The sequence below is a fragment of the Pararhizobium sp. PWRC1-1 genome, assembly GCF_049897905.1.
In the GTDB taxonomy this organism is placed as follows: domain Bacteria; phylum Pseudomonadota; class Alphaproteobacteria; order Rhizobiales; family Rhizobiaceae; genus Pararhizobium.
In genome coordinates this window covers 1-766 of sequence record NZ_JAFCXE010000081.1, presented here as the reverse complement: position 1 = coordinate 766, position 766 = coordinate 1, and the positions used below count along the sequence as shown (strand labels likewise).

1 protein-coding gene is annotated in these 766 nt (G+C 59.8%); it reads left to right on the top strand.

What is annotated here, in order from left to right:
• A partial coding sequence (locus ACP7E0_RS35010) for a transposase (protein ID WP_426131965.1) occupies window positions 1-404 on the top strand: 404 nt, incomplete at its 5' end.
• Window positions 405-766: the final 362 nt, after the last annotated feature.

Below are 766 nucleotides of genomic sequence, written 5' to 3'. Positions count from 1 at the left end.
GCGTCGTCTCCGCCTTCATCGCCACCGCCTTTGCCCAGGACACCCCAGAGGCTGCAAGCACCCAATGGCGTAATGTCGCCGACCAGATCAGGCCCAAGGTGCCGAAACTCGCCACGCTGATGGATAATGCCGAACAGGATGTGCTCGCCTACATGACCTTTCCCAAAACGCACTGGACCAAGCTTCATTCGACCAACCCGATCGAACGCCTCAACGGCGAGATCAAACGCAGCACAGAGGTCGTCGGTATCTTCCCAAACGACGAGGCTATCGTCCGCCTCGTCGGCGCGTTGCTCCTCGAACAGAACGATGAATGGGCTGTGCAACGTTCCCGCTACATGACGCTTGAGACCATCGCCACAATGAGCGATGATCCTCTCATCAGCCTGCCAGCGGCAAGCTGACCCATTCCCGGCTCTGTCCGGAAGGCACGGCGACTGCCGAAGCTACACCACCTCCTGGGAGTACGTCATGCCAAGCTGATAACTGCTTGTGGGTGCAAGTCCCATCCGGCCAAAGCCTTAGCAGGCAAGCCGGGACCGAGTCTTGCGGGCGTCGCGGTAACGCGGGGTCTGAAGTGTAGACAGGAGCCATGCGGGGTGCGGGAATGAGCCTCGAAAGGTGGATGTTCACGGAGGCCGAGTGTGTTCCCTAAACACGAAGGCAACACGAGTATCGTCGTTATGCGAGATGATGCCGCTCCGTCGGGGTCGATGGCCGGATCACGCATGGAAGGCAGTTATCGGAACATGAGAGGCCCGACCGG